The sequence below is a fragment of the Polaribacter sp. Hel1_33_78 genome, from assembly GCF_900106075.1.
Classification (GTDB): domain Bacteria; phylum Bacteroidota; class Bacteroidia; order Flavobacteriales; family Flavobacteriaceae; genus Polaribacter.
In genome coordinates this window covers 2815203-2840265 of sequence record NZ_LT629794.1, presented here as the reverse complement: position 1 = coordinate 2840265, position 25063 = coordinate 2815203, and the positions used below count along the sequence as shown (strand labels likewise).

Genomic DNA, 25063 nt, shown 5'->3' with positions numbered 1-25063 from the left:
TAGTAAAAAGCACGACCTGAAAGGAAACGCAAAAAAACTGAAATAAATTCAGCATACATGAAAATTACAGAACACATTAAAAAAGCGAACGGAAAAACATTATTTTCATTTGAAATTATTCCGCCAAAAAAAGGAAAAAGTATTCAGGAATTATACGATAATATAGAGCCCTTAATGGAATTTAAACCGCCTTTTATAGATGTTACAACATCAAGAGAAGAATATGTTTATGTAGAAAAAGGAGGCTTGTTAGACCGGAAAGTAACAAGAATGAGGCCCGGAACTGTGGGGATTTGCGCAGCAATAAAGCATAAATACGATGTAGATACGGTGCCGCATGTATTGTGTGGAGGTTTTACCAAGGAAGAAACAGAATACTTACTGGTAGATTGTCATTATTTAGGAATCCAAAATGTGATGGCTTTAAGAGGAGATGCGATGAGTCATCAAAAGTATTTTGAAGCTTCAAAAGGCGGTCATAAATATGCTAAAGAATTGGTTACACAAATTCAGAATTTAAATTCGGGCAACTATTTACACGAAGTTATTGAAGTTTCTAACAAAGCCGATTTTTGCATTGGAGTGGCGGGTTATCCTGAAAAACATTTAGAGTCACCCTCTTTACAAACAGATCTAAAGCGTCTAAAAGAAAAAGTAGATGCCGGTGCAGATTATGTGGTTACACAAATGTTTTTTGATAATAAGAAGTATTTTGAGTTTGTAGCGGCTGCAAAAAATGCAGGCATAGATATACCTATTATTCCAGGAATTAAGCCTATTGCAGTGCAACGTCATTTGCAATTATTACCGCAGGTTTTTAGAATTGATTTGCCAGAAGCGTTAATTGCTGCCGTAGAAAGTTGCAAAACAAGTAAAGATGTACGTAATGTTGGAATTGAATGGGCAATTCAACAATCTAGAGAGTTATTAGCCGCAGGAGTGCCTGTTTTACATTACTACTCAATGGGTAAAAGCGATAATATTCAAACGATAGCCTCAGCCTTATTTTAAGTTAAAAATAGTGTCAATTTTTAAAATTAATATTCTGTAAGAACGGTGTAGTATTAAATTTTTAATTTAAATTTTATTCTAAAATTGGGAGTTAAATTAAGAATTTCTTAATTTTAGAAGCGCTACAATCGGTTTTTCTAGTGAATTCTGTATTGGTCAGCATAAGCAGTATTGATGCAGAGATAAGAAAAAGTAATTTTTTTGAAAAGTACAACCTAAATAAAATGATTACTTTTGTAGTGTAAAAAAGAAATAACAATTTAAAATAGATATAAAATGGCTTTAGAAATTACAGATGCAAACTTTGAAGAAGTAGTATTAAAATCAGATAAACCCGTATTAGTAGATTTTTGGGCAGCTTGGTGTGGACCTTGTAGAATGGTAGGGCCAATTGTAGATGAAATTCATACAGAATATGATGGTAAAGCGGTTGTTGGTAAGGTAGATGTTGATGCGAATCAGGAATTTGCAGCCAAATACGGAGTACGTAATATACCAACTGTCTTAATCTTTAAAAACGGAGAAGTTGTTGACAAGCAGGTAGGTGTTGCGCCTAAAAATGTATATACAGGAAAAATTGATGCTGCTATATAAGGAGTATTCATATTTTAAATAAGATAAAGGTTTGGCTAACGTCAAACCTTTTTTTATTTTCGTTACTCCATGAGAAACCTTTCAGAAGTAAATTCATCAGAAATAAAAAATTTAGACCTACTTGCAAAACAAGTGGTAGAAGGGTTTATAACAGGTATCCATAAAAGTCCATTCCATGGTTTTTCGGTTGAGTTTTCTGAGCACAAGCTATATAATAACGGAGAAAGTACACGTCATATAGATTGGAAATTATTTGCAAAAACAGAAAAATTATATACTAAAAAATATGAAGAAGAAACCAATTTACGGTGTCATATTATTATAGATAATTCTGCTTCAATGCATTATCCTAGTGTAAAAAATCAAAATTTAGACAGTTTAAATAAAGTTGGTTTCTCTGCAGTTGCAGCCGCATCTTTGATGGAAATCTTAAAAAGGCAGCGAGATGCAGTTGGGTTAAGTATATATTCAGATTCGTATGAATATTATGCGCCAGAAAAAGGAAGTGAGCGCCACAGAAAAATGTTACTGCATCAATTGGAGCAATTGTTGTCTTCTAATTCAAAAGCAACCACAGAAACCTATCAATATTTGCATGAGATTGCAGAAAAGATGCACAGGCGTTCTTTAATTTTTCTTTTTACAGACATGTTTCAAACTTCAAAAGATGATGAGGCATTGTTTGAAGCTTTAAGGCACTTGAAATATAATAAGCATGAAGTTGTTTTGTTTCATACGTATGACGGAAAAACGGAATTAAACTTCAATTTTGATAATTCTCCCAAAAAATTTGTGGATGTTGAGACAGGAGAAGAAATAAATATTTACATCGAAAATGTGCAAGAAAAGTATAGAAATTCTGTAGAAAATTACTTTAAAGAATTGAAAAATAAATGCTTACAATACAAAATAGATTACGTTCCTGTAGATATACATTTAGGCTTTAATCAGGTGCTCACAAATTATTTAATAAAAAGAAAAATTTTCTTATAATTTTCTTTGGAAGATTAAAAAACAGATGTATATTTGCACCCGCTATAAGCAACGGTTTGGTAGTTCAGTTGGTTAGAATGCCTGCCTGTCACGCAGGAGGTCGCGGGTTCGAGTCCCGTCCAGACCGCTTAAAGAGTCCTTAACAATCTATTTAATAGAGAGTTAAGGATTTTTTGTTTTCAATATTGTACGGTATCTGTACGATTGTTCTGGGATCAAGTGGATCAAGTTTAAATGGATCAAGTTTAAAAGTTGTGGGATTTTAGTTTTAGGCAAAAATATTAGTTAGTCTAAACAGGAAGAATTCTATATTTCTAACCCCTCTAAACTGCATTCTAAATGCTTTGATTTTCGCATTAAAAGATTCTGCTGAAGCATTTGTACTTTTATTATCAAAATAATTGAGAATATTTTGATAGTGTATTGACATTGTTCTAGCAATAGTGTTAAAACTTTTAAATTCTGCTTGTCTTACTTTTTCAAATAATATTATTGGCAAGACAATTTGACAAAAGGAATTAATGAAAATAATTTATCATTCTTTTAGTTTCTTACATTTAATAAACTGTCAAGCATAATAAAGATTAACACATCAACAGAATTGGTGCTTGTATAGCTTCAATTTAATTTTCCTTGAATTAATTGTCAGGCATAAATGACTTTAGTATATATATTAGGATCAAGAATTAGCAGTTATAATCTAAAGAGATTAGGTTTTCCGCTTAGAGTTTGCCTTTTTTGCATCTAAAAATGAAAAGACTAAACCTAATGTCTAATATAAAAAGGACTTTCCTTTTCAACTTAGGGACGGTATATCGAAGCATAGACCCTGATCCCTCGTTTTTTTTTAGAAAATTATAAAAATTATTATTGAATTAAAAATAAAGAATTTACCGAGTATAGTAGTCTGTTTTTAATATAGTTAATACTTCTTAGTTTGGAGCTTTCACTGTGCCACACAGCTGCGTAGAGCGCCGTCAAGCCACTATCTATAAAAAGTGATATGATACTATCAAATACCTATTAAAATGCCTAAAATATTTGAAGACAAACCCGTTGTGCATTTTAAATTATACTAATTTTAATATTGTTTATATTTTTATTAAAAATAAACTTATTGATGTATTGTATTGTTGTTAAGGCTGTTATTTTGGATAATATTCTAGTTTTAAATCCATCAAAAGATTTTGCGTAATTTCTTCTAATCATAAATTGGTCACAAAGTTGAGAGAATAAAGTTTCAATCCTTTTTCTTTTTTTTCTAAAAATATAGGGCTGTTTTTTGTAATTATTTTGATTATTTCTCATCGGAGTATTCAATTTTATATTACAGGTTTCAAATAAGTTAAGTTGAATTTCTGCGGATAAATAACCACGATCTCCAATTAAAGTACAGTCACTAATTTGATGCTTAATATCTTTTAAATAATTAATGTCGTGAACAAAGGCTGCACTCAAATCTATACTTTGAAACACACCACTAACAGAACAAATAACATGCAATTTATAGCCATAATATCTTAAACCTTATGAAGCACAATAACCTTTGTTTGGAATCATACTAATGTTTTCTTTACAAACGGTAGAACGTGCTGCATTTCTTGATAATTTACAAACTTCCAAAGGCATACTATCAACTACAAAATAGTTTTCGAAATCAATAAAAAATGAGGACAAATTTAAACGAATTACATCGATATGAGTAAATAGATTTCTCCTTCTTCTGTTGTAAACGAATCTTTCAATTTTTGATAAAAGCAGTTTTGGAAGATTTCTAAATAAATCATTTTCACTATCAATACTCATAAATTCAGCAGTTAAACTCAAGCTAATCAGTTCTAAATCACTCATCTCTGGTTTCCTTCTTTGATAAGTTAAAAGTTGTTCTTTTGATATTTTTCTTAAAACTTCCAATATTCTTTCGTAATTTGCATTTAAGTTGTTCATCATTAATGTTTTATGGCTAAAACAATTTACTGATTTTCAGTAAGATGGACAACTTTTATTCTTTAAATCATAATGCACAACGGGTAAAAGTAGCAATATTGTATCAGGAATTATGAAAGCTGATATTTTTCTTAAAACTCCTTTTTATGCTTAAAACTCAAAAGAAACCAATTTTAGTTTAGTTTATGATGTATATTCGTCTAAAAAAAAACACTTTTATCTCGTATTAATTCAATTAATTTTTAGGACTATGAAACAATTATTACGCTTCGTATTTATTATCACTGCAACATTTTCTTTTTCACAAACCCAAATAGGTTCTGATATTAATGGAGAATCATTTCTTGATCAATCAGGTAGATCAATAAGTATCTCTAATGATGGTAATATCGTTGCTATTGGTGCACCTGGTAATGACGGAAATGGAAGTAATTCAGGTCATGTAAGAATTTATATGAATACGAATGGAAATTGGGTTCAGATAGGACAGGATATTAATGGAAAAGCATCTGGAGATTCTTCAGGAGCATCTGTAAGTCTTTCGGGTGATGGAAATATAGTTGCTGTTGGTGGAAGAGTTTATAAGAATACGAATGGAAATTGGGATCAAATTGGGCAAGATATTGATGGTTCTGGGAAATCAGTAAGTCTTTCGAGTGATGGCAGTATCGTTGCTGTTGGTGGAAGAATTTATAAGAATACGAATGGGAATTGGGTTCAAGTTGGACAAGGTATTGATAGTTCTGGTAAATCTGTAAGCCTTTCAGGTGATGGTAGTATCGTTGCTATCGGAACTACAGATAATAGTAGTGGTGGAAATGGATTTCATTCAGGATATACAAGAATTTACAAGAATACGAATGGAAATTGGGAACAGATTGGGGAAGATATTAATGGGGAAGCTGAATTTGATAATTCAGGGTTTTCAATAGGGCTATCAAGTGATGGCAGTATTATTGCTATTGGCGCTGTTGGTAACTCAGGAAATGGAAGTTCTTCAGGTCATGTTAGACTTTTTAAGAATGTTAACGGGAATTGGGAACAGATTGGACAAGATATTGATGGAGAATCAGCTGGAGATGGTTCAGGATATTCATTAAGTATTTCTAATGATGGTGGTATTGTAGTTATTGGAGCTATTAGTAGTGCAGAGAATGGATCGGATTCTGGTCAAGTTCGAGTTTATCAGAATATCAATGAAAATTGGGAACGTATTGGACAAGATCTTAATGGAACGGTGGATGATCAACTAGGGAAATCTGTTAGTATATCTGGTGATGGCAGTATAATCGCTGTTGGTGCTGGCGCTGCTAATACAACAAACGGACTCTATTCAGGATATGTAAAAGTTTATGATTTAAGTGCTGTTTTATCTTCAAATAGTTTTAGCCTTTCTGAATTTAGTATCTATCCAAACCCAACAAAAGATTTTTTATCTATAAATAGTAACCAAAACCCAGTAAATATTGCTATCTATAATGTGTTAGGGAAAGAAATATTGTCTGCAAGTACATCTAATAAAATAGATGTAAAATCATTACCAAATGGAGTTTATGTAATTCGTATTAAAGATGGTTTACAGGAAGTAAGAAAGAAGTTTATTAAAAACTAAATCAGTTATTTTGATGGGTTCGAGATGCTCTGCTTCAATATGAAACACTGGTTATAAAGCTAAATTTACTTGTAGCTTTATAACCACTATAGAGCTGCTTTATCACCTACTCAAGCCATTATTAAAATAAAGTAACATATGACTTTTTTTGTGTGCTGAGGCCATTTTTTTTTGGTGTTACTAAATACGACTTTAATAAAAAAAAGTGTTTTTTAGTTTAGTTCTTTGTTGGTTGCAGTTTTTAGTCTTCAATTTCTACAGGAACTTTACAAAATCTAAATGCAAATTGGTCAACTTTTTTTATATTAACATCTATAACGCTTGAAGATGATAGTTTAACAGTTATTGATCCATCTTCATTTATAGGTACCAACCCATAATTTGTGTTGAATGGCATTGCATTATTTTTTGCCTCATTAGCATATGCTTTTGGAATTATATCAAACTGCTTAAGTGTTAAAACAGTCAAACATATAGCGATGATTGTAAGAACTGCCTTCGTGTAATTATCTACTTTAACCTTTGTCATAATCTTTAGTTTTTTATTTCTGGTAGGCACCTGATGAATATGTCAATTCGTAGCTATGTGTATAAATTTCAAATACGATACCAAATGGATCTTCCACATAAACCATTTTATAGGGCTTTTCATTAGGATAATATTCCCGTATGGGCATTCTCTGTTTGCCACCTGCTGCTACTATTCTTTTAGTCAAATTTTCGATGTCTGGGTCTTGCACACAGAAGTGGAAAAGCCCTGTGTTGAAAGGGTTGAATTCTGGGGCTTCTTTTTTGCCATGTGGGAACGAAAAAAGCTCAATGCCAATTCCCTCAGACGTTGACATATGCGCGATTTCGAATTCTTCCCAATTCTCTCCAAAAACATCAATACACATTTGTCCAATGGCTGTATCATTTTCTTTTTTTACCGCAGAGGGTGGCATTATCACATACCATCCCATTATATCCTGATAAAACGCTACAGCTTTGTGTATATCGGGAACAGTGATTCCTATGTGTGAAAATGATTTAGGGTATTTTATTTCTGTCATTTGATTTGATTTTTAAATTGTACACAACTTGATTGTATGCCAAAATTTTTTCCGCTTATCGTTATTTATTATTTGGATAAGTGGAAGTTTTATCATTTATAAAAATTCGTAATTGGTGCAATTTATTTCGAACCAAAAATAATAGGAATTATAGCTATAAAATATGATTTATGTCATCCAGCTTGCAGATGGTTAGAGAATTCTAAGCCTCCAATAAGATAGCTTCAAATAACCAGTAAACTTTAATCAGTTGAAAATGCAATTTACTTTTTATAAAGCAGTGCAGGTATAATTATCTCAAGGACTTAGCATCGATTTTTAAAAATTCACAAAGCATAGACACATACTAGTTTTGCGGAAATCCACATTTCTAATTGCGGTTTACCGCAACAGAGAGCTGCTTTGGCAAACTACCTTTACCGCATATTTTAAAAAATAAACCAAATTAAACTTTAATAACAAAAACCATGAAAAAAATCATAACATTATTTGCAGTAACTTTAGTAACAATTACGAGTATCAGTGCACAAAGAGAATTAGATTCTTTGTCTTATGAGAACACTCAAGATATAAATTTTTTTAAAAAAATTAAAAACAGAACATCTATTACCAGATATCAAACAGTGAACAAAAATATTATTAAAGTTGGGGATACTGTTATTCTAGGAAATCCGACATCTCAAGAATTTAGTTCAAAAACATACACAGGGAGCTATGGTAATAAAGCTCGAGGAGGAATTTCTAAATCTAGAAGTACAATAAAAAAAACTTACGAATTCGTGAAAATGGGAAGGCCTGCTGGTTTTGGAAGTATTATGGCATCTATGAATGGAGATGCCCAAGCAATGGCTAGTAATAGTATCAAAAACTCCAAAGCTATAGTAAAGGAAATAAAAGCATACCATAGAGGTAGTAAAAACAAACCTTTATACCTAATTATGGTGCTTGGAGAAATGAATGGAAGAGCATTTGGTATAAACAAATATTTGAGTGTAATGGACACTGAATTGGCTATTGAGTCTGGTGAGGTTTTACTCAAAAACAGAAAAATGACGAGAGAAGAAGCTATTTCCAAATTAAAAGAAGCTAAAGAGTTACTGGAAATTGATATGATTACAAAAGAAGAATTTGAAAATTTAAAAAAGAAATTTGGACCAATAATTAGAGGGAAAAAATAATAAAATTTTGAGTTTAAAAATTACTGTTTGCAACACTATATGCAATTAATAGCAAATACAAACCTAATTACTTATACAATCCAATTTTGTATATACAAATACACTAGATAAAACCACAAATGATATAAATAGTTGTAACTGAAACACCTAAAGAATTACGACTATGACCGATATCATAAAATAGGTGCAGGATGGTGATTACTTTTATAACTTCATTTACAAGTGGCACGCAATTATTTGAAAATGTCATTTAATTTGTTTCCTATTGCAGTATTTAAGCAGATTGCATACCTTTAGTTTTTACCTTATTTGAAAACTAAAAAAGCAAACAAAAAAGTTTTACCATATAATTCTTAAACCGAATTTGTAGGGCATTGCCTCATAACAAATAAAAAATCGTGTTCAAATAATCTAGACGAGTTGAAAAAAAAAAGAATAACTTTCATAGAAAATTTTGATGAAGGTAAAACACACAATGTTATAAAATAAAGAGATATGCACTTTCATCAAAAAATACATGAGTATTTACTTAATTATAGAAATACTATTGATCCAAGTTTTAATTTTATGGTGCGACAACGTGCATCTAAAAAAGATAAGAATTTCCTTGGTGGTAAATTTGCACATGGTTTAGTATTTCAAGGTAACAATAATTATTGTTTTGTAGGTATAGTTAACAGGAGTGGTGGTGCTAACGCTACTAGAAGTGTTGGTTTGGTTTTTAAACCTACAGAAAACAAATTTAGAGTGCTTTTAGAGATTGTTTTCCCTGGTGAAACTAATCAAGAGTTGATTCGTTTTTATAAGAATTTGGCAAGTAAATTTAATGATGTAAAGTGGGATCCTAAAGGTATTCGAGCTTATAAAAATATTGGAGAGTTCAAAATAGATAATCCAGAGTTAATTTATAATTGGTTAAATATTAACTATCCAATAATTCAACAAACAGTTTTAGAGTCTGGCATTGATGATTTAATTCCTAGTGATGATAAGTTCGATGAATTACAATTAAATTTAAAGAACAAATTAAAGGAAGCATCTAAAGAGGTTAAGTCTTCCGATAATATAAAATCAGAAACAATAAGAGAAAAATTCTCAAATTGGTTAAGAGGAATTGAAAATAGTAATAAAATTAATTCTTATTTATGTGCCATAGATATTCTGAATGAAACCTTAGGGAAAGATATTTATTTAGAGAAAAATATTGCGATACTGACATTATTATATCAAGATTTAATAGAAAACCAAAGAGATAAAAAGGGCAAATATTTTTATGCTTCTGCGCCATCATATGGTAACAATGGTTTTTATTCTGCTTCGGTAAAAGCTTTTATAGAGTTTTTAAAAGAAGGACATGGTATAAAAGCTAAGACTAAGTCTGTAAATAATTTTAGCAATCAATCTAAGAATCAAATCTTTTACGGTCCACCAGGTACAGGTAAAACTTACAACACGGTTACAGAAGCAGTTGCAATTATTCAGAATAAAACTTTTGATGAAGTAAAAGCAGTTGATAGGCAAATTGTAAAAAAAGACTTTGATACTTTATCAAAGCGTAAACAAGTCATGTTTACTACATTTCATCAATCGATGAGTTATGAGGATTTTGTAGAAGGTATAAAACCAGTAATTGTAGATGATACTGAAAAAGATAATCAAGACATTTCTTATGAAATTCAAGGTGGTATTTTTAAGCAGGCAGCAGCAAGAGCAGCCTATTATTCTTATAAAGAATTCCATATTGAAAGTAATTCGGGTTATACCTATAGTCAATTGTATGAGGCTTTCATAGAAATGGCTAGAGAAAAAATAGCTAAAGAAGCCTTTTTTACATGCGAGACGAAAACAGGTAGTTTTGTGGAAATATTTAGAGTAAATAAAAACGATTCTATACATGCCAGAGCAGAAGGTTCTCTTGTGACACATGTGGCACCATTAACAAAAGAAAACATACAAAAATTATATGATACTTATAAGTCCGTAAATGAGATCAATCATCTTCAAGAAGTCAGAGATGTGGTTGGTGTTACGCCAAGAACAACAGAGTTTTATGCCGTTTTTAAAGCACTTCTAAATTTTGAAAAAAATGATTTTGAATCAAATAATGAGAATGAAGAACTAAAGGAAATAGATCTTACTGATGAAGAGATATTATTACAATTTGACTCTGGTGTTTTTACTGAGATGTCAAGAAAATTCGGATCTGAATCTTCTAGAGTTGTTCTAGTAGTTGATGAAATTAACAGAGGAAACGTTTCCGCAATTTTTGGTGAATTAATAACATTATTGGAAGAAGATAAACGATTAGGAGAAGCAAATGAATTAGTAATAACCTTGCCTTATTCTAAAGGTCAGTTTTCTGTTCCTTCTAACTTATATATTGTTGGAACTATGAATACAGCAGATAGAAGTGTAGAAGCTCTAGATACTGCTTTACGTCGTCGTTTTGAGTTTAAGGAGATGATGCCAGATTATACTGTCATTAAAAACGAAAAAGTAGGAGATTATAATCTTTCGGATGTGTTAGAAACAATAAATCAAAGGATAGAATTACTAATAGATAGAGATCATACGATTGGGCATTCATATTTTGTAAATGTAAATACGCAGCAAAAACTTGTAAGCGCATTTAAGAATAAGATTGCACCATTATTGCAAGAGTATTTCTATGGAGATTATGGTAAAATAGGTTTGGTCTTAGGCAAAGGTTTTGTTAAAAGAAGAAAGAATGAAGGATTAAAATTTTCAAGTTTTAAGTACGAAGGAAAAGACGAATTTGTAACACCAACTTTTTTAATGAAAACAATTGATGAGTCAAATATTATCGAAGCTTTAAAACAATTACTTGAAACCAAAGAAAAGTAAGTCTTGAAAGCGCATAAATCCATATCTGTTTTTGAACATCAACGATTACTAGTGGATGGGAAAATTTTTAAACAAGCACATTTAGATGCGCTTTTAAAGCTCAACGAATACCATGATGGTAATTACTTTGAGCCTATTGCAAAAGGGATTAAATTCAATCAATATGTTGGTGTTATACAGGTAGATGGATTAACTATAGAAATACATCCCAAAGCAGATAAAGATGATGACGATAATAAGTGGAAAGGCGTTTTAATTAAAATGTTGAAAGCTTGTGGTAGACTAAAAGCAGAATCTTCTGGAACGGCTCATGTAAAACGACAGCATCTTAATTTATTAGAAGTCTATTTTGAACTGTATTTGGCAGAAGTAGAGGCTTTAGTTCGGAAAGGGGTCATTAAAAAGTATAGAAAGCAAACTCATAATACAAAAGCGTTAAAAGGCAAGTTAGAATTTGCTGGTCATATAAGACATAATGCAGTACATAAAGAGCGTTTTTATACGACCCATCAAGTCTATGATAGTAATCATTTATTACATCAGGTTTTGTATAAAGCATTAACCATTGTAGATCAGTTTACCATGGGCACGCGCTTAAATGATTTGAGTAATAGAGTGTTATTAAATTTCCCGAAAGTCGATAGTAAAACGATTACGGCACAACAATTAAACAGTATTACATTAAATAGAAAAACGAGCAGCTATAGTGACGCACTAGAATTAGCACGTTTAATCATTCTTAATTATTCACCAGATATTTCTAGTGGCAAAGAAAAAATGTTATCACTTCTATTTGATATGAATGTACTATGGGAGGAATACATTCTAAAACAATTGCAAAAAGCATGTTATGGAAGCGATATAGCAGTCTCAGGACAAGAATCTATGTCCTTTTGGGGCAGTAATAGTTTAAAACCAGATGTGGTTTTAAGAAAAGGCACACAGACGTTTATTATTGATACTAAATGGAAGCGCCCTAATAGAAGCTCAGCTTCTGTTAATGACTTAAGACAGATGTATGCCTATTGTCGTTTTTGGGATGCAGAGAAAGCTTTGTTGTTATATCCTGGTGATCAAAGTGAAAATAAATTTAAATCCTATGAAACAGATGATTATACAAAAGATGATGATTCTAACCACACTAAAATAGACCACCAATGTAAAATGGGGTTTGTTTCTGTGTTGGATGAAAATGAGCAGCTGGACAAATTTATTGGCAAGAAAGTTTTAGAACTCATTGGGCTTAGTAATAATTAAATAGAACTTACAAAACCAATCCTTTCAAAATCAACCTTCATCAGAGGTCTGCAATGCGAAAAGTCCTTATACCTAATAAAACAATATTTTTATGACAAAAAAAACAGATCACAAATGGAATTACCAAGAACAATTATTCTGTATCGAATATGCGATCAAACATTACAAATACAGAGACTGGAATAGTATTTGTCAAGAAGCAGCTGACCATGTAAATAAGAATATGAGTGAGGATAATAATCCTACAACTGCTAGTTCAATAAAAATGGGCTACAAACATATTGTATCATATTTAAGTGGCGCAACAGAAGGTTATGGTCCTGGACCAAAAGGCTACCAAGATGCAATTGATGCAGTAAAGCAAAAGTACAAATTGTCGAGTGCCAAGATGATAATGATATTTGAATAAACATTAGGAAATATTTTTAACAAATGTTATTTATACATAGGTAACTTAAATTAGGTTGGTTATGGCAAAGGCTATTTTATCAAAATCAACTTTCATTAGAGATCTGCAATGTGCAAAGGCTTTATACCTCTGCAAGCATCACTCTAATTTAAAAGATGCTATTTCACCGCAATTACAAGCCATTTTTAATCAAGGGAATTAACCCAAGATATATTTCAGGGAGGTGTGGATGCGTCACCGTCCAGTCATTTTAAAATGCAGGAGGCCGTTGTTAAGATGAAAGCTTTTATAGAAATGTAAGATTTTTTTAGTGTGCTGAGGCCATTTTTTTTTGGTGTTACTAAATACGACTTTAATAAAAAAAAAGTGTTTTTTAGTTTAGTTCTTTGTTGGTTGCAGTATTTAGTCTTCAATTTCTACAGGAACTGTGCAAAATCTAAATGCAAATTGGTCAACTTTTTTTATATTAACATCTATAACGCTTGAAGATGATAGTTTAACAGTTATTGATCCATCTTCATTTATAGGTACCAACCCATAATTTGTGTTGAATGGCATTGCATTATTTTTTGTCTCATTAGCATATGCTTTTGGAATTATATCAAACTGCTTAAGTGTTAAAACAGTCAAACATATAGCGATGATTGTAAGAACTGCTTTCGTGTAATTATCTACTTTAACCTTTGTCATAATCTTTAGTTTTTTATTTCTGGTATGCACCTGATGAATATGTCAATTCGTAGCTATGTGTATAAATTTCAAATACGATACCAAATGGATCTTCCACATAAACCATTTTATAGGGCTTTTCATTAGGATAATATTCCCGTATGGGCATTCTCTGTTTGCCGCCTGCTGCTACTATTCTTTTAGTCAAATTTTCGATGTCTGGGTCTTGCACACAGAAGTGGAAAAGCCCTGTGTTGAAAGGGTTGAATTCTGGGGCTTCTTTTTTGCCATGTGGGAACGAAAAAAGCTCAATGCCAATTCCCTCAGACGTTGACATATGCGCGATTTCGAATTCTTCCCAATTCTCTCCAAAAACATCAATACACATTTGTCCAATGGCTGTATCATTTTCTTTTTTTACCGCAGAGGGTGGCATTATCACATACCATCCCATTATATCCTGATAAAACGCTACAGCTTTGTGTATATCGGGAACAGTTATTCCTATGTGTGAAAATGATTTAGGGTATTTTATTTCTGTCATTTGATTTGATTTTTAAATTGTATACAACTTGATTGTATGCCAAAATTTTTTCCGCTTATCGTTATTTATTATTTGGATAAGTGGAAGTTTTATCATTTATAAAAATTCGTAATTGGTGCAATTTATTTCGAACCAAAAATAATAGGAATTATAGCTGTAAAATATGATTTATGTCATCCAACTTTTAAAAATTTACAAAGCATAGGTGCATATTAGTTTTGCGATAATCTACATTTTAACTTGCAGTGTACTACAAGATAATAATTCAGAAGCAAACTATCTTTCAAGAGTGAAGTGTGTTGTGAAAGTAGTATGAAGGTACTTGCAATTTACTTTTTGAGATGTACTATGGAAACCTAAAAAATAAGATAATAAAAATAAAAAGTCTTTGTTCTTATGCTCGCTGCTGCCAGGCCCACTACTTACTTTAATTATTCTTTTACTCCTGTATTCATTTAAGCTGCACAAAGCCATCACTAAGTTCGTAAACTCCTTATCTCAGATTTTTGTTTGTTTCATTTCGGTATGTAACAAAAAAAACCCACATCGTTGAGAGGTGGGAAATTGCTATGAAAAAGAAAGTATAAATGTACGGTCATAATTGAATTATAGGAATAAGCAAAATGCTTAATTTCTATAAAAAGAGATTTTTTTTGTTATGGTGTCATTCAATCCGCATAGGGCTAACATTTTTAAAAATTGATAAACTCCAAGGTCTAACCAGCCTCTGTTTATCATCTTTGTTTTTTAGGTGTTTAAATTTAGACTAATTGATACTTAACTTTTTTGTAAATAGTTGGTTATTCGTTTTTCTAATACGCACAAAATAAATACCTGTAGTTAAATCGGACACCAAATAGGAGTTGCTTTGCACTACTTTCTTAGTGTATTTTTTTACTTGTTTCCCTGTAATATTATAAATACTTACCTCTAAAACTTCATTAGAGAGAGAGAAGTTTCTAGAAGTTGGATTTGGATAAAGTGTTATGGATTCGTTTTCTAAAATAAAATCATTATTTGCAATGTTTTTACAATTTAAAATATTTCAAAGAATGTTTAAAGTCTCAAGGATCAAATCAAAAAACTGAAAGAGTTTATGAATAAGTGTACATCTTAACAAACATAAATACCAGTATTTTTTATCTATGAAAAGTTAAATAAAATCATAAAATTTACTTTTTAGGTGAAAATTTAAGGCAAGCATCTCAGAAATACAAAAATGATTGCTAACTTGCTGTTAAAATATTAATTCCTCCAATTGTATCTAAAAAAATATAGTAAAGAAATAGCCCTATTACTCCTGCTTTTGACATGTGTGTTTTTCCTCTTAGCCAAGAATACAGCACCGAAGAATGTATTGACAGTAGCTAAACCGCCTTTATCATCGCTAATAAAAGAGGAACCCCCTCTTTCCATAGAACACTATTCTGAAAATCTTACAAAAAATGTACGCCATAAATTAGATTTATTATTAAAACGCATCAATAAAAGGCACGATTTTAATGGAGCAGTATTAGTGGCAAAGAATGAAAAAATATTGTACAGCAATCAAATAGGTATTGCAGATTTTAAAAAGAAAGCTCCCTTAAAAAAAGAATCCGTATTTCAATTAGCTTCTGTAAGTAAGCAATTTACTGCAGCCGCCATTATGCTTTTAAATGAGCGTAAAAAAGTGAGACTGACCGATACTGTCAATAGGTATTTTCCAGATTTTCCTTTTAAGAATGTGACGATTAAAAACCTTTTAAATCATACTGCAGGATTGCCTAAATATTTTTGGGTAGCAGAGCATAAATGGTTGAAAGAAAAGGCTCCTACAAATAGTGAAATGATGACGTTTTTAGAGTCAAGCGATGTGCAACGATATTTTAAATCAGGCCGTAATTTTGATTATTCGAATACAGGCTATTTTGTGCTAGCTTCTATTGTTGAAAAAGTTTCTGGTACTTCCTTTAGTTCTTTTTTAAAAAGCAATATTTTTGAACCGTTACAAATGAAACATTCATATGTATACAGTTTTGAAAATGATAGTATCAAAGAAGATCAATTAGATGGCTACCGACTGCATAGAGGATGGAGACATTTAAAAATAAAAGGTACCGTAAATGACGCGATTGTTGGTGACAAAAATGTGTATACTACTGCAGAGGATTTGTTTAAATGGACTCATGGATTAAATACAGGAAGACTTCTAACTAAAGAGTCGTTAGCGCTTATGTATTCAAAAGGAGAAACAATTTACGGAAGAGAAGTACCCTATGGCTTCGGTTTTAGAATTGATACTAAACGAGAAAAAAGCATTTATCATCATGGTAAATGGAACGGTTTTAGCACAGGGCTTACAAAATATTTGGAAGATGACTTGGTTGTAATTGTGCTAGAACACACCAGTTATAACGCTACGAAATCACTTACAAAAAAAATAAAAAAAATTGTTACTGAAAACTTCGTTTTGTAATTTATCTAACATACTAGGTCGTACACTTTATTTTTCCTTTCGAACGCCAAGTATCTTTTTGATTTAAAAAGAGATGTATATCATGATATGAAAAATGAAAAGTAATGACCAAAAAAAAGTTCGAATCCAATTCAAGCGAATTAAACGGAGTAGTAATTCTCTAGTAACTTCACCAGTAGTGATTTTTAAATGAAGAGGAGCAAAGTTTAAAAAAGTAAAAACCCACAGAAATAGTACAATCGATAGTGTAGCTGCGGATAGCCAACTAAAATTCAGAAAAACATCTATAACGGCTATTATTAACTGACTAAGCATTAACGGAATAACAATGACTGCAATTCCTGTTGTATATTTTTGATGCCATTTTATTAGATTTTCAATTTTGTAATATGTAAAACTTGGATAAATAATAAGTTGTACCATCCAAATAAGAACAACTAATCCGGCATCAATTAAAAGAGAAATCTGTAATATAGTTTTCGAATAGTCCAATGTCAATTACTGTTTAATGAAAGCATATTTTTCAAGAACTTCTAAACTTGTGTATTGTAACGATTTTATATGTGTAGCAGCTAACTTTATCAAAGGTGCTTTTCCAACTTTTTCTGCTTGTAACCATCTAGAAATACATAAACACCATTGATCACCAGGTTGTAAACCAGGAAAATTCCAATACGGAATTGGCGTCATTAAATCATTTCCTTTAGATGCAGAATAGTCTAAAAACTCTTGAGTAACAATTGCGCAAACCGTGTGTGTGCCCACATCATGAGAAACTGTTCTGCAAAAGCCATCTCTAAAATAACCCGTTGCTGGTTTTTGGCAACAGCTCTCTAAAGGTTTATTAAATACGTTTAATTCCAATTCAGTCGCTTTAAAATTTAAGTAGATAAAGATACAAAAACTAATTTTCTAAGATTCTTTCGATCCACACTCATTCTTTATAGATTGTAAAGTAGTTTCAAGAGTATTCAGCTGCTAAGAAAGATGCAATGCAACTTATATCTACTTTAAAGTTACCGTTATTTGATACTTTTTTTTCTTTAAATAGTATTACATTTATTTAAATATAAACCAATATAAGTTGAATTTTGATAAAAATAATGAACTCATTTTGAAAATTTCATAAAAATTTGTAAACTTTTTTAATAATATTTGTATATCCCAATATAATCTCTAGATTTGTTCTTTCAATCATTAGAGAACAAAATGTTAAACAACAATTTTACTCGTTTCTATGTATACTTTTATTTTTACAATAAAAGAAGAGACTTTGTATCATGTTGTTAAGAAACATTCACATAATATAAAGTCTCGAATTTAATTCGAGACTTTTTTTTTGATATAAATGAACAAAATTATTGCAATACAAGGAGCAGAAGGCTCAAATCACCATAAAGTTGCACGCGACTTTTACGGAACAGCAGTTCAATTAAAAGAATGCATGTCTTTTGATGTATTGGTAGATAGTTTATTAGATGGTTCTGCAACGTATGGAGTAATGGCTTTAGAGAATACAATTGCAGGTTCGATTATACCAAATTATGCGCTAATAGATAGTAATAATTTGCATATTGTAGGTGAAGAGTATTTAAATATTCACCATCATTTAATGGCATTACCAGGTCAGCAGATAAAAGATATTAAAGAAGTTTGGTCGCATCCAATGGCATTGTTACAATGTAAGGAGTTTTTTAAAAAACATCCTCATATTAAGCTAGTAGAAGATGTAGATACGGCAGAAGTTGCGAAAAGAATTGCAAAAGGAACTTTAGAGGGTATTGCAGCAATTGCGCCAAAAATTGCCGCAGAAATTTTTGACTTAGAAATAATAGAGGATGAAATTCAAACCATAAAAGATAATGCTACAAGATTCGTCATCGTGCAAACACATGAGCCAAGTAATGGAATTGATCAAATTAATAAATCTTCATTAAAATTTCAATTAAACCATAAAAGAGGAGGTTTAGCAGCAATTTTAAACGTTTTGAGCGATTGTAAAATGAACTTAACGAAAATACAGTCACTGCCGGTGATAGAGAAGCCTTGGAAATATTCATTTTTTGTAGATGTAACTTTTGATGAATACGAAGAATATCAAAAAGCAGTAAAAATTATTGAAATAATGGCAGAAGAATTCAAAATTTTAGGAGCCTATAAAAATGGTAGAAAATGATTAAACCAGCTAAAAGATTAGAAACAGTGCAAGAATACTATTTCTCTAAAAAATTGAGAGAAGTTAGGGGGTTAGTCGCTGCTGGAAAACCAATTATAAATATGGGAATTGGTTCACCCGATTTACAACCACCGGTGCAAGTTTTAGAGGCTATTCAAGGAAGCTTGAATGATGTGAGTGCGCATAAATATCAATCATATCAGGGTTTACCAGAATTAAGAAATGCAATTGCTGAGTTTTATAAAAATAAGTTTAGTGTAGCTGTTAATCCAGAAAATGAGGTGTTGCCTTTAATGGGAAGCAAAGAAGGAATCATGCATATTTCTATGGCTTTTTTAAATGAAGGAGATAAAGTGTTAATTCCCAATCCTGGATACCCTACCTACACTTCTGTTACAAAATTAGTAGGTGCAGAGCCTCTTTTTTATAATTTATGTGACGAAAATAATTGGCAGCCAAATTTTGAGGAATTAGAAAGTCAAGATTTAACAGAGGTGAAAATTATGTGGGTGAATTATCCCCATATGCCAACAGGAACAAATGCAACGATAGAGACCTTTGAAAAGTTAGTCGCTTTTGGTAAAAAACATCAGATTTTAATTATAAATGATAATCCCTATAGTTTTATTTTAAATGACAATCCTATTAGTATTTTAGAAGTTGAAGGCGCAAAAGATATTGCTTTAGAATTAAATTCGTTAAGCAAAACTTTTAATATGGCTGGCTGGAGAGTTGGTATGGTTTTAGGAAATGTAACTTTCATTAATGAGATTTTAAAAGTAAAAAGTAATATGGATTCTGGGATGTTTTACGGAATTCAAAAAGGAGCCATAGAAGCCCTTCAATTATCTGATGATTGGTTTTTAGCTCAAAATAGAATATATGAAGAACGTAGAAATTTAGTTTGGCAATTAGCAGATAAATTAAACGCTACTTACGATACAAATTCAACAGGGTTATTTGTTTGGGCAAAAATCCCAGAAGGGCAAAAATCTACAGTAGTTACAGATGCAATTTTATACGATAAAGATATTTTTATAACTCCAGGAACTGTTTTTGGCAGCCAAGGAGAAGGGTATATACGTTTTTCGTTATGTGTAACTTCAGAAATAATTAAAGAAGCAATAGCAAGAATATGAAAAATATATACATGATTGGTATTGGTTTAATTGGTGGTAGTTTTGCTATTGATATTAAAAAAAACAATCCAAATGCTATTATTCACGGAATTAGCAGAAAAGATGAAACCTTAAATAAGGCTTTAACATTAAATTTAATAGATAAGAAAGCAACTTTAGATGATATAAAGAATGCAGATTTAGTAATTGTTTCAATTCCGGTAGATGCCACGGTAAAATTATTACCAACGATTTTAGATAAAATTTCTGAGACAGGTTTGGTAGTAGATGCAGGATCAACAAAAGAGGCAATCTGTAAAGCAGTTGAACATCATCCAAAAAGAAGAAATTTTTTAGCATGTCACCCAATTGCAGGGACAGAAAAGTCTGGGCCCACAGCGGCAATTTCTGGCTTATACATTGGAAAAACCAATATTATTTGTGAAGTAGAAAAAACAACTTTTAAGCTTCAAGAAAAAGCATTGCAGTTATTTACAGCAATTGGAATGCGTATTCGTTATATGGATCCTGTTTCTCATGATAAACATATTGCGTATGTTTCGCACTTATCACACATTAGTGCATTTATGTTAGGTAAAACAGTAATTGATAAAGAAAAAAATGAACGCGATATTTTTGATATGGCAGGTTCAGGTTTTGAATCAACTGTGCGTTTGGCAAAAAGTTCGCCAGCAATGTGGACGCCAATTTTTAAACAAAATAAAGAAAACGTAATAGAAACGTTAGAAGAATACATCCATAATTTGCAACAATTTAAAGAGTTGATGGAACAAGATAATTTCTCTGAAATTTTTAAAGAAATGGAGAACACAAATTATATAAAACAAATTTTAAACGGCATAAACTAAGAGCCAAAACAAGTAGAAAAATGAAGAATACAAAAGAATTAAGAACATGGTTGGATGATATGAATTTAGCGCATCCACTAGTAATAGCAGGGCCTTGTAGTGCAGAAACCGAAGAACAGGTTTTAAAAATCGCACACGAATTAAAAGATTCTGATGTAAACTATTTTAGAGCGGGAATTTGGAAACCAAGAACAAGACCAGGAATGTTTGAAGGTGTTGGTGAAATTGGTCTAAGATGGTTAAAGAAAGTAAAAGAAGAAACAGGGATGAAAACCTGTACAGAAGTTGCCAATGCAGCGCATGTAAAACTAGCGATCGAAAATGATGTAGATTTATTATGGATTGGTGCTCGTTCTACAGTTTCACCTTTTATTATGCAAGAAATTGCAGATGCTTTGGCAGGAACAGACAAAATTGTGTTGGTTAAAAATCCAGTAAATCCAGATTTAGCTTTATGGCTAGGGGGTATTGAAAGATTATATACAGCAGGTATTAAAAATTTAGGAGCAATTCATAGAGGTTTTTCTACTTATGAAAAAACGAAGTACAGAAATAATCCTAACTGGCAATTGGCTATTGAGTTTCAAAATAAATTTCCAGATTTACCTTTAATCAACGATCCCTCTCACATTACTGGGAATAGAGAAATGATTCAAGATATTTCTCAGGTTGCTTTAGATTTAAATTTTGATGGTTTAATGATTGAAACACATTACGATCCTGAAAATGCTTGGAGTGATGCTGCTCAGCAAGTTACGCCAACAAAGCTAAAGTCTATTATGGATGAATTAAAAATCAAAAAAACTACTGAAACGGCTTCTAGTTACAGAGAGCCTTTAGAGAATTTGAGAGCACAAATTAACGTTGTAGATGATCAGTTAATTGAGATGTTAGGCAAAAGAATGCAAGTTGCCGATAAAATTGGAGCTTTAAAGAAAGATCAAAACGTGGCTGTTTTACAGTCTAGACGTTGGAACGAAATTTTAGGTAACATGGTTTTAGAAGGGGATAGTAGAGGTCTAAGTGAAGAGTTTGTTTTAAAAATGTTTAAAGCAATTCACCAGGAATCGATCAATCATCAAGAAAAGATTATTAACGGATAATTTTTGAGCGTTGCTTTATCCTGAAGGCGTTCAGGACCAAGTCAGGCTTTCGTTACTCGCTTTTTTGTTTTAAAAAAAAACAAAAAGAGCTCAAACAAACCACTTAATCCTTAACGCAAAGGGAAACCTTAAAAGTAAGTGCTTTAAAATTATCAATAGAATTTATAGATCCTTTAGGTTTTTAAAGCCTGAAGGATTTTTTTTATACTTTTTATGATGCTATAATTTTCTCATAAAATTGAAAATCACTCGAACTGACATTCTCCTTTTTATTTAAAATTCTGCATCTTTGTACCAATGACAGGAATCGTATATAAATCTACAGGAAGCTGGTATCAAGTAAAATCTGAAGATGGTGAGTTTCATCAATGTAGAATTAAAGGAAAATTTAGAATTAAAGATATAAAAAGCACCAATCCAATCGCGGTTGGTGATAAGGTTGTTTTCAATTTAGAAAAAAAAGGAGATGAAGAAACCGGTGTCATTCAAAAGATTTTGGATAGAGATAATTTCATCGTCAGAAAATCTGTAAACCTTTCTAAACAAATACATATTATTGCAGCAAATATTGATCAAGTTTTTTTGCTGATAACGATTAACAATCCGCCAACATTTGCGGCATTTATAGATCGTTTTTTAGTCTCAACAAGAGCATACAGGATAGATACTATTTTGGTTTTTAATAAAATTGATTCTTATGAAATTGAAGAGCGTGCAGAAATTTTATACCTGAAAGATATATACGAAGCAATTGGTTACAGATGTATAGAAGTTTCTTCTACTCAAAATATAAATATAGATCAAATTAAGGAAATAATGACAGGTAAAACATCCATGTTTGTAGGTCATTCAGGAGTTGGTAAATCTACCTTAGTCAATGCAATAGAGCCCTCTTTAAATTTGAAAACCAAAGAAATTTCAGATCAACACAACCAAGGAAAACACACAACAACTTTTGCAGAAATGTTCGATTTAAGTTTTGATGCAAGAATTATAGATACACCAGGAATTAAAGGTTTTGGAATTGTAGATATTGATAAATACGAATTAGGAGATTATTTTCCAGAGTTCTTTGCCTTAAAACAAGATTGTAAATTTAATAATTGTATTCATACAAAAGAACCTAACTGTGCTGTAAAACAAGCTTTAGAAGAAGAAAAAATTTCTTGGTCTCGTTATAAAAGCTATCTTCAAATTTTAGATGGCGAAGAAGAAAAAGAGCATTTTAGAACAGATATTTGGAACGAAGAGGATAATGAGTAAAGTATGAAAATTGTTGTTCAAAGAGTATCAAAAGCGAGTGTAACGATTAACCAACATAAAGTTGCAGACATACAAGAAGGATTGCTTATTCTTTTGGGAATTGTGGAAGAAGATACTGAAGCAGATATTAATTGGTTGGTAAGAAAAGTGTCGAGTCTTCGTGTTTTTAATGATGAGAACGATGTTATGAATAAATCTCTAATTGATATTGATGGAAATGTAATTGTAGTGAGTCAATTTACATTACATGCATCTACCAAAAAAGGAAGCAGACCAAGTTATATGAAAGCGGCAAAACCAGCATTGGCAATTCCCTTATATCAGCAATTTGTGGCATCCTTAGAAAAAGAATTAAATAAGAAAGTGCAAACAGGAGAATTTGGTGCAGATATGAAAGTTGAGTTGTTAAATGATGGACCAGTAACCATTATTATAGATTCTAAAGTAAAGGCATAAATTTTCTGAATTACCCCAACTGTTAATTTTATCAAAAAAAAATCATTACTATATTCCAAGGAAAATAAATAACATATATTTGCCATGGAAAATAAATTTAAAATCAATAAAAAAATGAGAAAAATAGTTTTATCATTAGTAGTAGTAGCATCACTTTTAACGGCATGTAAAGGTGAGAAAAAAGAAAAAGTGGAAGTAAAGGAGGCTGTAAAAGTAGAGGTAAGTATTGCAGCGTTAGATAATGTAGATACTACAGCTTCTGTTTTAACTTGGATAGGAACTAAACCAACTGGTTCTCATAACGGAACAGTAGCAATAAAGAGCGGAGGTTTATTAGTTGAAGAAGGGACTTTAAAAGGAGGTGAGTTTGTAATAGATATGAATACGATTACAAATGTAGACATGGCTGGAAGTGATGGTGCAGGAAAAATAGAAGGTCATTTAAAAGCACCAGACTTTTTTGATATCGCTGTATATCCTACTTCTAAATTTGTAATTACCAAGGTAGAAGACGTTGAAGGAAAGTTAGCTGTAACAGGTAACTTACAAATTAAAGATGTTACAAAGAGTATTACAATTCCTGCAATGATTTCTACAGAAGGTGGAGTAACTACTTTTAAAAGTGATGTTTTTAATGTAGATAGAGCAGATTTTAATGTAAAATATGGTTCTAAAAGATGGATAGAAGGATTAAAAGATAAATTTATAAATGATTTAATGGAGATGTCTTTTGAAGTAAAAACAAAAGCATAATCAATATATTTATACGAACTAAGTATCAACCCAAATAGTTTAACTTTAAAAATTACTAAAAATATGAAACTTAATAAAGCAGACAGACCTTGTGGATGTGGAAACACTCAAGACCCAAATGGATATTGTGACGGATCACATTCAAGTAAATAGTAGATAGTTTATTTGAAGAAGAATGATTTAAAGACCCAGAACGAAAGTTTTGGGTTTTTTTTTATAGATTAATCAGTGTAGTGTTTTTTACTTCTTCAATGGCAAAAGTACTATGTGTACTGCCAATATGTTTAATAGCAGTTAGTTTTGTAACCATAAATTCCCGGTATTCGTCCATATCTTTTACATACACTTTTAAGATATAATCATACTCACCACTCACATGAAAACACTCAGAAACTTCCTCTAACTTCAAGATTTCCCTTTCGAAAGTAGTAACAAATTCTTTAGAATGTTGAATCAGTTTAATGTGACAAAACACTAAAAAAGATTTATCAATTTTATGTTTATTAATAATGGCGACATACTTTTGAATGACTTCTCCTTTTTCAAGTTTTTTAATACGTTCATAAACAGCAGTAACCGATAGGTTTAATTGTAAAGAGAGTTTTTTGGTGGTTTGCTTACTATCATTTTGCAGCAAATTGATAAGTTTTTTATCTATAAAATCTAAATGCATAATTAAAAATTTTCTAAAAAAAGATATTCACTTGTGTATATATAGTTTTTAAAACTAATTACT

The 25063-nt window shown here is 31.2% G+C and carries 26 protein-coding genes, 1 tRNA gene and 1 pseudogene; 18 read left to right on the top strand and 10 right to left on the bottom strand.

Going from position 1 to position 25063, the window contains the following annotated elements; all coding sequences use genetic code 11:
* The first annotated feature begins 57 nt into the window (after nt 1–57).
* The 4 genes from metF to BLT88_RS12325 all read left to right on the top strand — a co-directional run bounded on the left by metF (nt 58) and on the right by BLT88_RS12325 (nt 2725).
* Nucleotides 58–1011 (top strand): methylenetetrahydrofolate reductase [NAD(P)H], encoded by a 954-nt coding sequence (gene metF, locus BLT88_RS12340; protein WP_036783163.1) that lies wholly within the window; start codon nt 58–60, stop codon nt 1009–1011.
* Nucleotides 1012–1287: 276 nt separating this feature from the next.
* Nucleotides 1288–1605 carry a thioredoxin gene (gene trxA / locus BLT88_RS12335; RefSeq protein WP_036783166.1) on the top strand — a complete coding sequence of 106 codons (318 nt, stop codon included), beginning with the start codon at nt 1288–1290 and terminating at the stop codon, nt 1603–1605.
* Between the two features lie 69 nt (nt 1606–1674).
* Complete coding sequence (locus BLT88_RS12330) at nt 1675–2598, top strand: DUF58 domain-containing protein (RefSeq protein WP_036783169.1); 924 nt, start codon at nt 1675–1677, stop codon at nt 2596–2598.
* Nucleotides 2599–2651: 53 nt separating this feature from the next.
* A tRNA-Asp gene (locus tag BLT88_RS12325) sits at nt 2652–2725 on the top strand.
* A 141-nt stretch (nt 2726–2866) separates the two neighbouring features.
* Here BLT88_RS12325 and BLT88_RS12320 read toward each other — a convergent pair.
* Both BLT88_RS12320 and BLT88_RS12315 read right to left on the bottom strand, forming a co-directional pair.
* Nucleotides 2867–3097, bottom strand: coding sequence for a transposase (locus BLT88_RS12320; protein WP_197675648.1), 231 nt, complete (start codon nt 3095–3097; stop codon nt 2867–2869).
* Nucleotides 3098–3663: 566 nt separating this feature from the next.
* Nucleotides 3664–4545, bottom strand: a pseudogene (locus tag BLT88_RS12315) (IS982 family transposase).
* Between the two features lie 250 nt (nt 4546–4795).
* On the opposite strand from BLT88_RS12315, the gene BLT88_RS12310 reads away from it, so the two are divergent.
* Nucleotides 4796–6157 carry a T9SS type A sorting domain-containing protein gene (locus tag BLT88_RS12310; RefSeq protein WP_091955084.1) on the top strand — a complete coding sequence of 454 codons (1362 nt, stop codon included), beginning with the start codon at nt 4796–4798 and terminating at the stop codon, nt 6155–6157.
* A 241-nt stretch (nt 6158–6398) separates the two neighbouring features.
* Here the strand turns inward: BLT88_RS12310 and BLT88_RS12305 are convergent, their stop codons facing one another.
* Together BLT88_RS12305 and BLT88_RS12300 are read right to left on the bottom strand one after the other, a co-directional pair.
* Nucleotides 6399–6686, bottom strand: a complete 288-nt coding sequence (locus BLT88_RS12305) for a hypothetical protein (RefSeq protein WP_157691223.1) — start codon at nt 6684–6686, stop codon at nt 6399–6401.
* Nucleotides 6687–6699: 13 nt separating this feature from the next.
* On the bottom strand, nt 6700–7209 hold the full coding sequence (locus BLT88_RS12300; protein ID WP_091955072.1) for a lactoylglutathione lyase family protein: 510 nt from the start codon (nt 7207–7209) through the stop codon (nt 6700–6702).
* A gap of 467 nt (nt 7210–7676) precedes the next feature.
* On the opposite strand from BLT88_RS12300, the gene BLT88_RS12295 reads away from it, so the two are divergent.
* From BLT88_RS12295 to BLT88_RS14175, 5 genes are all read left to right on the top strand, one after another.
* Nucleotides 7677–8387, top strand: coding sequence for a hypothetical protein (locus BLT88_RS12295; protein ID WP_091955079.1), 711 nt, complete (start codon nt 7677–7679; stop codon nt 8385–8387).
* Nucleotides 8388–8882: 495 nt separating this feature from the next.
* A complete protein-coding gene (locus BLT88_RS14285) occupies nt 8883–11252 on the top strand; it encodes an McrB family protein (RefSeq protein ID WP_197675647.1) in 2370 nt (789 codons plus the stop codon).
* A 3-nt stretch (nt 11253–11255) separates the two neighbouring features.
* On the top strand, nt 11256–12509 hold the full coding sequence (locus BLT88_RS12285; RefSeq protein ID WP_091955078.1) for an McrC family protein: 1254 nt from the start codon (nt 11256–11258) through the stop codon (nt 12507–12509).
* A gap of 91 nt (nt 12510–12600) precedes the next feature.
* Nucleotides 12601–12918, top strand: a complete 318-nt coding sequence (locus BLT88_RS12280; RefSeq protein WP_091955077.1) for a hypothetical protein — start codon at nt 12601–12603, stop codon at nt 12916–12918.
* Nucleotides 12919–12979: 61 nt separating this feature from the next.
* Nucleotides 12980–13120 carry a hypothetical protein gene (locus tag BLT88_RS14175; RefSeq protein WP_157691221.1) on the top strand — a complete coding sequence of 47 codons (141 nt, stop codon included), beginning with the start codon at nt 12980–12982 and terminating at the stop codon, nt 13118–13120.
* 200 nt (nt 13121–13320) lie between these two features.
* Here the strand turns inward: BLT88_RS14175 and BLT88_RS12275 are convergent, their stop codons facing one another.
* The 3 genes from BLT88_RS12275 to BLT88_RS14550 all read right to left on the bottom strand — a co-directional run bounded on the left by BLT88_RS12275 (nt 13321) and on the right by BLT88_RS14550 (nt 15119).
* Complete coding sequence (locus tag BLT88_RS12275; protein ID WP_157691219.1) at nt 13321–13608, bottom strand: hypothetical protein; 288 nt, start codon at nt 13606–13608, stop codon at nt 13321–13323.
* A 13-nt stretch (nt 13609–13621) separates the two neighbouring features.
* Complete coding sequence (locus tag BLT88_RS12270) at nt 13622–14131, bottom strand: lactoylglutathione lyase family protein (RefSeq protein ID WP_091955072.1); 510 nt, start codon at nt 14129–14131, stop codon at nt 13622–13624.
* Nucleotides 14132–14897: 766 nt separating this feature from the next.
* A complete protein-coding gene (locus BLT88_RS14550) occupies nt 14898–15119 on the bottom strand; it encodes a T9SS type A sorting domain-containing protein (protein WP_368086559.1) in 222 nt (73 codons plus the stop codon).
* Between the two features lie 369 nt (nt 15120–15488).
* On the opposite strand from BLT88_RS14550, the gene BLT88_RS12260 reads away from it, so the two are divergent.
* A complete protein-coding gene (locus BLT88_RS12260) occupies nt 15489–16589 on the top strand; it encodes a serine hydrolase (RefSeq protein WP_231959999.1) in 1101 nt (366 codons plus the stop codon).
* Between the two features lie 63 nt (nt 16590–16652).
* Here BLT88_RS12260 and BLT88_RS12255 read toward each other — a convergent pair whose 3' ends face one another.
* Together BLT88_RS12255 and BLT88_RS12250 are read right to left on the bottom strand one after the other, a co-directional pair.
* Nucleotides 16653–17081: a hypothetical protein gene (locus tag BLT88_RS12255; RefSeq protein ID WP_036788020.1), complete on the bottom strand. Its 429-nt coding sequence runs from the start codon at nt 17079–17081 to the stop codon at nt 16653–16655.
* Between the two features lie 6 nt (nt 17082–17087).
* A complete protein-coding gene (locus BLT88_RS12250; protein ID WP_036783223.1) occupies nt 17088–17453 on the bottom strand; it encodes a DUF2237 family protein in 366 nt (121 codons plus the stop codon).
* Between the two features lie 484 nt (nt 17454–17937).
* Here BLT88_RS12250 and BLT88_RS12245 point away from each other — a divergent pair, with 484 nt between their 5' ends.
* The 7 genes from BLT88_RS12245 (at nt 17938) to BLT88_RS12215 (ending at nt 24327) form a co-directional block, all read left to right on the top strand.
* Nucleotides 17938–18765 (top strand): prephenate dehydratase, encoded by an 828-nt coding sequence (locus tag BLT88_RS12245; protein WP_091955067.1) that lies wholly within the window; start codon nt 17938–17940, stop codon nt 18763–18765.
* Nucleotides 18762–19904 carry a pyridoxal phosphate-dependent aminotransferase gene (locus BLT88_RS12240; protein ID WP_091955065.1) on the top strand — a complete coding sequence of 381 codons (1143 nt, stop codon included), beginning with the start codon at nt 18762–18764 and terminating at the stop codon, nt 19902–19904. The genes BLT88_RS12245 and BLT88_RS12240 overlap by 4 nt, the downstream gene beginning before the upstream one ends.
* Nucleotides 19901–20752, top strand: coding sequence for a prephenate dehydrogenase (locus BLT88_RS12235; protein WP_091955063.1), 852 nt, complete (start codon nt 19901–19903; stop codon nt 20750–20752). Before BLT88_RS12240 ends, BLT88_RS12235 begins: the two co-directional genes overlap by 4 nt.
* A gap of 20 nt (nt 20753–20772) precedes the next feature.
* A complete protein-coding gene (locus tag BLT88_RS12230) occupies nt 20773–21855 on the top strand; it encodes a bifunctional 3-deoxy-7-phosphoheptulonate synthase/chorismate mutase type II (RefSeq protein WP_036783235.1) in 1083 nt (360 codons plus the stop codon).
* Between the two features lie 297 nt (nt 21856–22152).
* Entirely contained in the window at nt 22153–23118 is a 966-nt protein-coding gene (rsgA, locus tag BLT88_RS12225; protein ID WP_091955061.1) for a ribosome small subunit-dependent GTPase A, read from the top strand.
* A 3-nt stretch (nt 23119–23121) separates the two neighbouring features.
* A complete protein-coding gene (gene dtd, locus BLT88_RS12220) occupies nt 23122–23574 on the top strand; it encodes a D-aminoacyl-tRNA deacylase (RefSeq protein WP_091955059.1) in 453 nt (150 codons plus the stop codon).
* Between the two features lie 114 nt (nt 23575–23688).
* Entirely contained in the window at nt 23689–24327 is a 639-nt protein-coding gene (locus BLT88_RS12215; RefSeq protein ID WP_036788021.1) for a YceI family protein, read from the top strand.
* A 214-nt stretch (nt 24328–24541) separates the two neighbouring features.
* Here BLT88_RS12215 and BLT88_RS12210 read toward each other — a convergent pair whose 3' ends face one another.
* Nucleotides 24542–25000: an Lrp/AsnC family transcriptional regulator gene (locus BLT88_RS12210; RefSeq protein ID WP_091955057.1), complete on the bottom strand. Its 459-nt coding sequence runs from the start codon at nt 24998–25000 to the stop codon at nt 24542–24544.
* Nucleotides 25001–25063 lie beyond the last annotated feature (63 nt).

Excerpts from the sequence above, each read along its gene's own strand:
- metF (WP_036783163.1), top strand. The coding sequence starts at position 58 with ATGAAAATTACAGAACACATTAAAAAAGCGAACGGAAAAACATTATTT.
- trxA (WP_036783166.1), top strand. The coding sequence starts at position 1,288 with ATGGCTTTAGAAATTACAGATGCAAACTTTGAAGAAGTAGTATTAAAA.
- BLT88_RS12330 (WP_036783169.1), top strand. The coding sequence starts at position 1,675 with ATGAGAAACCTTTCAGAAGTAAATTCATCAGAAATAAAAAATTTAGAC.
- BLT88_RS12310 (WP_091955084.1), top strand. The coding sequence starts at position 4,796 with ATGAAACAATTATTACGCTTCGTATTTATTATCACTGCAACATTTTCT.
- BLT88_RS12305 (WP_157691223.1), bottom strand. The coding sequence starts at position 6,686 with ATGACAAAGGTTAAAGTAGATAATTACACGAAGGCAGTTCTTACAATC.
- BLT88_RS12300 (WP_091955072.1), bottom strand. The coding sequence starts at position 7,209 with ATGACAGAAATAAAATACCCTAAATCATTTTCACACATAGGAATCACT.
- BLT88_RS12295 (WP_091955079.1), top strand. The coding sequence starts at position 7,677 with ATGAAAAAAATCATAACATTATTTGCAGTAACTTTAGTAACAATTACG.
- BLT88_RS14285 (WP_197675647.1), top strand. The coding sequence starts at position 8,883 with ATGCACTTTCATCAAAAAATACATGAGTATTTACTTAATTATAGAAAT.
- BLT88_RS12280 (WP_091955077.1), top strand. The coding sequence starts at position 12,601 with ATGACAAAAAAAACAGATCACAAATGGAATTACCAAGAACAATTATTC.
- BLT88_RS14175 (WP_157691221.1), top strand. The coding sequence starts at position 12,980 with ATGGCAAAGGCTATTTTATCAAAATCAACTTTCATTAGAGATCTGCAA.
- BLT88_RS12275 (WP_157691219.1), bottom strand. The coding sequence starts at position 13,608 with ATGACAAAGGTTAAAGTAGATAATTACACGAAAGCAGTTCTTACAATC.
- BLT88_RS12270 (WP_091955072.1), bottom strand. The coding sequence starts at position 14,131 with ATGACAGAAATAAAATACCCTAAATCATTTTCACACATAGGAATAACT.
- BLT88_RS12245 (WP_091955067.1), top strand. The coding sequence starts at position 17,938 with ATGAACAAAATTATTGCAATACAAGGAGCAGAAGGCTCAAATCACCAT.
- BLT88_RS12240 (WP_091955065.1), top strand. The coding sequence starts at position 18,762 with ATGATTAAACCAGCTAAAAGATTAGAAACAGTGCAAGAATACTATTTC.
- BLT88_RS12235 (WP_091955063.1), top strand. The coding sequence starts at position 19,901 with ATGAAAAATATATACATGATTGGTATTGGTTTAATTGGTGGTAGTTTT.
- BLT88_RS12230 (WP_036783235.1), top strand. The coding sequence starts at position 20,773 with ATGAAGAATACAAAAGAATTAAGAACATGGTTGGATGATATGAATTTA.
- rsgA (WP_091955061.1), top strand. The coding sequence starts at position 22,153 with ATGACAGGAATCGTATATAAATCTACAGGAAGCTGGTATCAAGTAAAA.
- dtd (WP_091955059.1), top strand. The coding sequence starts at position 23,122 with ATGAAAATTGTTGTTCAAAGAGTATCAAAAGCGAGTGTAACGATTAAC.
- BLT88_RS12215 (WP_036788021.1), top strand. The coding sequence starts at position 23,689 with ATGAGAAAAATAGTTTTATCATTAGTAGTAGTAGCATCACTTTTAACG.
- BLT88_RS12210 (WP_091955057.1), bottom strand. The coding sequence starts at position 25,000 with ATGCATTTAGATTTTATAGATAAAAAACTTATCAATTTGCTGCAAAAT.